At 74.2% G+C, this 8,013-nt stretch carries 9 protein-coding genes; 2 read left to right on the top strand and 7 right to left on the bottom strand.

The window, feature by feature from the left end:
• The first annotated feature begins 405 nt into the window (after nt 1-405).
• Nucleotides 406-1,536, top strand: coding sequence for an alkene reductase (locus G6R25_RS18815; protein ID WP_163554027.1), 1,131 nt, complete (start codon nt 406-408; stop codon nt 1,534-1,536).
• Nucleotides 1,537-1,614: 78 nt separating this feature from the next.
• Entirely contained in the window at nt 1,615-2,037 is a 423-nt protein-coding gene (locus G6R25_RS18810; RefSeq protein WP_163554026.1) for a nitroreductase family deazaflavin-dependent oxidoreductase, read from the top strand.
• Nucleotides 2,038-2,148: 111 nt separating this feature from the next.
• Here the strand turns inward: G6R25_RS18810 and G6R25_RS18805 are convergent, their stop codons facing one another.
• The 7 genes from G6R25_RS18805 to G6R25_RS18785 all read right to left on the bottom strand — a co-directional run bounded on the left by G6R25_RS18805 (nt 2,149) and on the right by G6R25_RS18785 (nt 7,696).
• Nucleotides 2,149-3,321: a DUF58 domain-containing protein gene (locus G6R25_RS18805; protein ID WP_163554025.1), complete on the bottom strand. Its 1,173-nt coding sequence runs from the start codon at nt 3,319-3,321 to the stop codon at nt 2,149-2,151.
• A gap of 5 nt (nt 3,322-3,326) precedes the next feature.
• Nucleotides 3,327-4,322 carry an AAA family ATPase gene (locus G6R25_RS18800; protein ID WP_473246916.1) on the bottom strand — a complete coding sequence of 332 codons (996 nt, stop codon included), beginning with the start codon at nt 4,320-4,322 and terminating at the stop codon, nt 3,327-3,329.
• A 148-nt stretch (nt 4,323-4,470) separates the two neighbouring features.
• Nucleotides 4,471-5,007 (bottom strand): hypothetical protein, encoded by a 537-nt coding sequence (locus G6R25_RS27830; RefSeq protein ID WP_235949039.1) that lies wholly within the window; start codon nt 5,005-5,007, stop codon nt 4,471-4,473.
• Nucleotides 4,968-5,552: a DUF4350 domain-containing protein gene (locus G6R25_RS27825; protein ID WP_336501773.1), complete on the bottom strand. Its 585-nt coding sequence runs from the start codon at nt 5,550-5,552 to the stop codon at nt 4,968-4,970. Before G6R25_RS27825 ends, G6R25_RS27830 begins: the two co-directional genes overlap by 40 nt.
• Nucleotides 5,476-5,892: a hypothetical protein gene (locus G6R25_RS27820; protein WP_235949035.1), complete on the bottom strand. Its 417-nt coding sequence runs from the start codon at nt 5,890-5,892 to the stop codon at nt 5,476-5,478. Before G6R25_RS27820 ends, G6R25_RS27825 begins: the two co-directional genes overlap by 77 nt.
• On the bottom strand, nt 5,889-6,620 hold the full coding sequence (locus tag G6R25_RS18790; RefSeq protein ID WP_163554024.1) for a DUF4129 domain-containing protein: 732 nt from the start codon (nt 6,618-6,620) through the stop codon (nt 5,889-5,891). The genes G6R25_RS27820 and G6R25_RS18790 overlap by 4 nt, the downstream gene beginning before the upstream one ends.
• Nucleotides 6,617-7,696, bottom strand: a complete 1,080-nt coding sequence (locus G6R25_RS18785; protein ID WP_163554023.1) for a DUF1129 domain-containing protein — start codon at nt 7,694-7,696, stop codon at nt 6,617-6,619. Before G6R25_RS18785 ends, G6R25_RS18790 begins: the two co-directional genes overlap by 4 nt.
• Nucleotides 7,697-8,013 lie beyond the last annotated feature (317 nt).

Genomic DNA, 8,013 nt, shown 5'->3' with positions numbered 1-8,013 from the left:
ACATTCCTCACAACCCAGAGTAACCAGTCGGCACGGAAAGTGACCTTCGCGCGGCCCTGGATTCTACCCGAATACACGGAGATTTACCTTCCGACTGGAAGGCGGAAGCCCTCTAGTCGAAGCTTGGTAGAAGGCGACTGACGCCTCGACGTCGGCCACCCGAACGCCGATGTGATCAAGCATGGTGGCATGGCAGCGAGGAAATCCGACAGTTTTTGAGCTCCGCTCCCGGGCTCCGCACGGCACCCGACGCTTTGAGCCATGGTCCTGCTCGTCACCGCCGAGCCAACCTGTGTCGCGGACCACATTCCGTTCGGCCGGGAAGGGCCGTCGGCGGAATCCCTGTTCGCATAGGTAGTCCGCGACCGCGCTCGGCGGGGCGTGACGGCGACGAGAGGAAGTCCGGTGACCACCGCTTTCGATCCGATCGATCTGGCCGGCCTGCGTCTGGCGAATCGCATCGCCATGGCGCCGATGACCCGCAACCGGGCGTTCGGCCCCGGCACCACCCCGACGCCGTCGATGGCGACCTACTACGCCCAGCGAGCCACCGCCGGGCTGATCATCACCGAGGGCATCCAGCCCTCCGCCATCGGCCAGGGCTACCCGAACACCCCCGGCCTGCACAGCGCCGAGCAGGTCCAGGCGTGGCGGGCGGTCACCGCCGCCGTGCACGACGCCGGCGGCGTGATCTTCGCCCAGCTCATGCACGCCGGGCGGATCAGCCACCCGAGCCTGCTGCCCGCGGGCGCGGTCCCGGTCGCCCCGTCCGCGGTCCGCCCCGCCGGCCAGGTGTTCACCGGCGCGGGCGTGGCGGACTTCGAGACCCCGGCCGAACTGACCGAGGAGCAGATTCCCGAGCTCGTCGCGGAGTTCGCCGCGGCGGCCCGCAACGCGGTCGCCGCCGGCTTCGACGGCGTCGAGGTGCACGGCGCGAACGGCTACCTCATCAACCAGTTCCTGGCCACGAACGCAAACCGCCGCACCGACGGCTGGGGCGGCTCGGTCGCCGGCCGGATCCGGTTTGCCGTCGAGGTCACCCAGGCTGTGGTCGAGGCGATCGGCGCGAACCGGGTCGGACTGCGGATCTCGCCCGGTGGCAGCTTCAACGACATGGTCGTCGACGACGTGCCCGCCACCTACACCGCACTGGTGGACGCGGTGCGCCCGCTCGGCCTGGCCTACCTGCACATCGCCGAGAACGCCGAGCGGTCGCTGACCGCGCAGCTGCGCCGCGGCTTCGGCGGCACGCTGATCCTCAACCCGGCCACGGGTGACCGGCCGACCGGGCTCGCGGACCTTCCCCTCGTCGAGGACGGCACCACCGACCTGCTCAGCTTCGGCGCCGAGTTCCTCGCCAACCCGGACCTGCCCGCCCGGCTCGCGGCCGGCGGACCGTTCAACCCGGCCGACCGGGACACCTTCTACGGCGGCGACGACCGTGGCTATCTGGACTACCCCACGCTGCCCCCGGTGGCGACCGGCGCTCCCGCCGTGCCCGCCCAGGAGCCGACGGCCGCGGTCCTGCCTGCCTGAGCAACGGCGAAGGTCGATGTCGGGCTCTCGTATACCGTCAGGATTCGACCTGCAGCCCGAGGAGGGAAGCGTCCGCCCATGGCAGACACCGACGACTTCAACGCCCGGATCATTGCCGATTTCCGGGCAACCCAGGGGCACCCTGGTGATCCGTTCGCGGGAACGCCGATCCTGCTGCTGCACACCACCGGGGCCCGCAGCGGCAACCCGCGGATCAATCCGCTGGTGTACGCCGCGGACGGCGACCGGTACCTGGTGTTCGCCTCGTACGCCGGGGCGCCCAAAGATCCGGCCTGGTACCACAACCTGAAGGCGTATCCCGAGGCGAAGATCGAGGTCGACACCCGGACCCTGGCCGTGCGCGTCGACGAGGTCACCGGCGCCGAACGTGACGCCATCTACGCCCGGCACGCCGCGAACTACCCGGCCTTCGCCGAGTACGAGGCGAAGGCCGGCCGGAAGATCCCCGTCATCGCGCTGACCCCCGTCCCCGCGACCTGACGGCGCCCGCCGCGGCGATTCCGACGGCACCCACTCGCCGCGGCGATGTGCTGGTGCCGCCGGGCACCGGTGGGTGACCGATCCCCGGTCCCTCGGCGGCTGTGGGGTGGGTCAGAGCCGACCGAGGGACTTCAGGGTGAGGTAGGTGTCGGTGACGGCGGCGGCGTGGCCGGCGGGCGGTGCGTCGACGCGGGGGTCGCGCAGCGCTGCCACGACGACGGTGTGCCGGGCCGTCAACGTGCCCAGCACCGGCAGCAGACCCTCCTCGACGACGGCCGGCACCAGCTCGGTGAACAGCACCACCAGACAGCGGTGCGAGGTCTCCCGCAGCACCGTCGAGACGATCCCGGCGTGGTCCGCCTCGACGATGGCGGGCTCCAGCCGGGCCATGGCGTCGGTCATCCGGGCCAGGAACGCGTGGTCGTGCGAACCGGGCAGTGTCACCCGGGGCACACTGTCGTGCGCGATGAGGCCGACCCGGTCGCCGGCCCGCAGCGCGACCGCGGTGAGCAGTAGCGCGGCGTCGAGTGCATGGTCCAGTCGGGGGACGTCGCCGACCCGTCCGGCGGAGGTGCGCCCGGTATCGAGGACGCAGACCACCCGCCGGTCCCGCTCCGGCCGGAAGGTCCGGACCACGACCGCCCCGCGCCGCGCGGTGCCCCGCCAGTCGATCAGGCGGACGTCGTCGCCGATCACGTAGTCGCGCAGGCTGTCGAACTCCGAGCCCGCGCCGGCCCCGCGGATCGCGACCTCGCCCTCGACCTCCCGCAGCCGGGCGAGCGCCGCGGGCAGGTGCCGGCGCGACGTGAACGGCGGCAGCACCCGGATCCGCCACGGGCAGTGGTGGCGGCCCTGCCGGCCGGCGAGGCCCAGCGGGCCGAGGGAACGCACCGTGATCCGGAAGGGCTCTCGGTCGCCGCGTCGCGTCGGGTACAGCGTGGTCTCCAGGAAGCGCCGTTCCCCGGCGGGGACGACCACCCGGTGCACCCGCGGCCGGGCGCCCGCGGACGGCGGCCAGGCGTCGCGCACCCGGGCTCGCACGGTCCGGGCGCCGTCGTTGGTGATCCCGAGCACGAGGGGGACCGGCTGGTCGAGCCGGGCGGAGGTTGGCCCCGACCGGGTGAACTCCAGGGTGCGGACCCCGCCGGCCAGCGTGAGGTCGACCCCGACGAGCCCCACGACCACCAGGCCGACGAGCAGCATCGTCAGGCCGGGCGCGGGGGAGAGCAGGACGACCAACACCCCGAGCAGGGCCAGCGCGACGGCGCGGCCAGTGATCGCCACCGGGCCTACCGGGGCACCGGGACGGTGGCCAGCACCTGTTCCAGGACCACGTCCGCGGTGACGCCGTCGAGCTCGGCCTCGGGCCGCAGGCTGATCCGGTGCCGCAGCGTCGCCCGGGCCAGGGCCTTGACGTCGTCGGGGGTCGCATAGCCGCGCCCGGACAGCCACGCCCAGGCCCGGGTGGTCGCCAGCAGCGCGGTGGCCCCCCGCGGCGACACCCCGAGCTGCACGCTAGGCGCCACCCGGGTCGCCCGCGCCAGGCCGACGATGTAAGCCAGCACCTCCGGGTGTACCGCGACGGCGAGCACCGCGGCCCGCGCCGCGGCCAGCTCCGCCGGGCCCGCGACCGGACGCACGCCGGCCGCAGCCAGATTTGTCGGGTCGAAGCCGCCGGCGTGGTGGGCCAGCACCCGGATCTCGTCGTCGCGCGGCGGCAGCGGCAGTGTCACCTTCACCAGGAAACGGTCGAGCTGTGCCTCGGGCAGCGGATAGGTGCCCTCGTGCTCGACGGGATTCTGGGTTGCCAGGACGGCGAACGGGGTGGGCAGCGGGCGGGGCGTTCCCTCGACGCTGACCTGCCGTTCCTCCATCACCTCCAGCAGGGCGGCCTGGGTCTTCGGCGGGGTCCGGTTGATCTCGTCGGCGAGCAGCAGGTTCGTGAAGACCGGACCTTCGCGGAAGGTGAACGCCGAGCTGCGGTTGTCGTAGACGAGCGAGCCGGTGACGTCTCCCGGCATCAGATCCGGGGTGAACTGCAGCCGCTTGGTATCCAGCGACAGGGCGGCCGCCAGGGTGCGTACGAGCAGCGTCTTCGCCACGCCCGGCACGCCCTCGAGTAGCGCGTGCCCGCGGCAGAGCAGGGCGACGACGAGCCCGCTGACGGCGGCGTCCTGGCCGATCACGGCCTTGGCGACCTCGCCGCGCAGGGCGATCAGCGCCCGGCGCGCCGCGTCGGCGTCGGGCGGTGCGGGCCGGCCGCCCGGCCGGGCGGCCACCGGCACCGGCGGGGTCGGCGGGGCCGGGGGGTCCCGTTGGCCGGCGCGTCATCCCGGGCCGGTGGTACAGCGGGTACCGGGCTGGCGGGCTTCCCGGGCACCTGGGCGGGCTGTGCCGCCGCGGTGGTCGGCTCCGCGTCGATGTTGCGGGAGGTCACCGTCCACCTACCTGTCGGTCGAGTTCGTCGAGCGCCCGGGCCAGGGCGAGCAGCGCGGCATCCCGCTCGCCCGGCCGGCCGGTGCCGCGGCGGGGGCCGGGCCCGCCGTCCGCCGCCTGCGCTGCCGGCCGGGATACGTCCGGCGGGAGGTGACGCGACTGGTAGCGGTCCCGGGCCCGCCCGATTGGGCTGGGTACGCCGGTGGTCTGCGGCGGCATGCCCGAACCGTACAGGAGCGATCCGATTTCCGAGGGTGACCGTCCGGTCCGTTCGCTGATGGAGGCCACGAGGGCTACGGGATCGGGTCCGGGTGCCCCGCCTGGTCTGGCGAATGCCGGCAGCCCGGTGTGTTCCGCCAGCCGAACCCGGGTGCCGGCCCGCAGCGCATCGGCGGCCCGGTCGCGGGCGTGCGCGGCGGCGTAGAGCCGGCCGTGACCCTCCACCGTCTCCGCGGCCCGCACGATCACGGGCAGCGGCTCGGGCAGCGGCGGTCTCAGCCGCCGTCCCCGCCACAGCGCCAGCAGCACCAGCACGACTCCGGCCTGCAGGCATGCCCAGCGAAACCCGGCGGGGAGCAGCTCGGCCACGCTGCGGGTACCGACCCCGTCGTCGGCATCTGCGGCCGTGGTATCCAGGACAGTGTGGGATGCCGGGTGAGCAGGCCGAGAGTGAGCGCCGCGTTGCCCGAGCGGTCCAGCTCCCGATTGGTGAGGAAGTCCGCGGAGCCGAGCAGAACCAGCCGCCCGGCCGCGGGCGCCGCTGCGGCCCGGCCGGGGTTGAGCACCGCGAGCTCGGCCGCGCCGGGTGGGTCGCCATAGCACAGAGTCAACTTCATGTCACCGAGATCGCCGTCGCTGGTCCGGGTAAAGGCGCGACTCCCGCCGATCGCGGCGCTGCCTGCCGTCGCCGCCTCGGGCATCGCGCAACGCGGGTCGGACTCGCCGCCCGCCGGCTGCCGGTTGGCTATGACGACGCCCACGTCGAGCGCGTCTAGTACGGCGTCATCCGGTGCCACCAGCACGACGTCGGAGCCCCGCCAGACGCGACCGAGCAGGTCGGTGAGCGCATCGTGGGCCAGCCGCCCGGGGCGGACGACGACGAGCGTGTCCTGCTGGCCGGCCGACCCCGCGGGCGCGGCGTCCGGGGGGGGACACCACCACGCCGCGGGCGCGCAGGATCTGGGCCAGCGCGCGGGTCCCGTCGGACTCCGCCGAGGCCAGGTCCAGCGCCGGCCGGCCGGCCGGGTGGGTGACCAGGGCGGTGAGCACCAGGAAGCCAAGGAGCAGGGCGCCGACGACGGCCACCACGAGGACCCCGCGGCGCACCGCCGGCGGCCGGGGGCCGCTGCGTACCGCGCTGGGTGAACCGCCACCCGGGCTGGCGCCACCCGGGGCCAGGGTGCCGCTGGCCGTCGTCATGCCGGCACCGCGAGACTGCCCGCCGCACTGTCTCGCCCGCCCGTGCCGCGCCGCAGGTGAGACAGCGCGGTGTCCGCGTCGACGAGCACCTGGTACCCGGCGGCGGTGGCCGGGCGCCCGCCGTACCAGATCTCGCTGAAGACCTCTACCGCGGCGGCCAGGGCAGCCTGCCCGCCGCCCGGGGCATGGCCGGAACCGCCCGGACCGCCCGGACCGCCCGGGACGCGGTCGGCGGCCTGGGCGATCCGGGCGACCTCGGCGACGAGCTCGCCGGCGGTGCGCCCGGGGCGCGGATCGAGCACGCCCTTCTCCTCGAGCATCCGCACGATCGCCCGCAGCCGGGAGCGCACCGCCCGCGCGTAGTCCTCGTCGGCCGCGCGCCGGTCGGCCTCGACCCGCAGCTGCGCGGCGGTCAGCGGGCTGGACAGATCGTCCACGGCCGCCTGCCGCGCCCGTGCGGTCCGCCGGACCGGACCCAGCCACCACCGCACCGCGATCGCTCCGACGACGAGCACCGCCACGAGCGCGAGGACCCCGAGCCCGCGCGAGCCGCCGCCGGTCCCGCTGTGCGGCAGTACCCAGTCGAACAGGTCGGCGACCCGGTCGCCGATCCAGCTGAGCAGCCGGTTCCACCAGTGCGGCCGGCTGTCGCCGTAGATGCGGTCCGACAGCTCGCGGTGCGCCTCCTCCCGGGCACCATCGCGGGTGACCGGACCGCCCGGCATCATCCGGGCGTCCCCAGACCGGCCGCGCGGGCCCGTGCGGCCTCGGCGAGGGTGACGTCCAAGCCCTCCCGCCGGATCCGTAGATCGATGTACAGCAGCACGACCGTGCCGGAGACGATCGGCGTCGAGATCGTCGTGGCCAGCAGGTTGCCGAGCCCCTCGACGATGTGGCCGGTCACCGTGAGGTCGCCGTCGAGGAAGTCGCCGAACATCGACGACGACCCCAGGATCACCGCGGTGATGACGGCGAGGACCCCACTGAGCATGAACGCGACGAGCGCCGTGAGAACCAGGATGCCCAGCGTCCGCCACCAGGAGCCGCGCACGATCGTCACCGACCGGCGCAGGGCATGGCGCACTCCGCCGCCCTCGAGGACGTACGCGGGCGTCGACAGCGCCAGATAGACACCCACGACGGCGGCGCCGACGAGCAGAGCGACCAGCCCGAGCGCCACCGCCGCCGTGATGATGATCGTGAGGGCGAACAGGCCGCCGAGGCGCGGGGCGACCCGTCGGACGGCCTCGATCGGGCCGATGCGGCTGCCCAGCGTCGCCTCGCTCACGACCACGCTGAGTACGCCAGACAGGAACAGTCCGAGAACGAGGTCGAGCGCGACGGTCACGAGGGTGCTCAGCACCGACACCGTCGTCGAGGCGTGCTCTGTGCTGATCCGCACCACCGTCGAGATCGTCTCGACGACGGTCGCGGACGCGAGCGTCACCCCGATGGTCGCGCCCGGGTTCTCGCGGATCGTGGTGAAGGTGCCGTCCAGGATCTCGCCGAGTGCCAGCGGACGCAGCGGGATGATCCCCGCCTTGGACGCCGCCGCCCCCCAGCGCCACGGTCCCGGTGGACCGGGCGGGGGTCCGTGCCATCCGGGGTCGCCCTGCGGAGGTCCGTGCCACCCGGGCGGCCCGCCCTGCGGGGGCGCGCCGGGGGGCGCTGACGGCTGGTCGGCGGGCTGGTCGGGACGCCCCCACCCGTCGTGGGGCTGCGGCGTGCCCCACGACGGCCCGGCGGAACCGTCGCCCGGGGGCGACGATGTGCCGGGCGCGGCCCAGCCTGGTCCGTCGGTCATCGGCGTGTCTCCACTCGTCGTTCGGGCGTCGCTCCTGGGCCGGGCGCCGCTCATCGGTCCTGCGGTCGTTCGAAATCCTGCGGTCGTTCAACGGTCCTGAGGTCGCTCACGTCTCACGGTCGCTCGTGGGGGGCGCGGGGCTCCAGGGTTTCCCGGTCAGGGATCTGCCCGGCGGCGGACGCCGCGTGGGGCTGCTGCCCTGTTGTCAGGATTCTGCGCTCTGGGACGGGGTGTGCCGAGGCCGGCACGTGAATGGTGCCGGGTGCGGTCGGGATCGGCCGCCCGGACGTGCTCCTGATCAGCTGCACCACGCACGG

The organism is Candidatus Frankia alpina, from assembly GCF_902806485.1.
Taxonomy (GTDB): Bacteria; Actinomycetota; Actinomycetes; order Frankiales; family Frankiaceae; genus Frankia; species Frankia alpina.
This window is presented reverse-complemented; position numbering and strand designations above follow the sequence as displayed.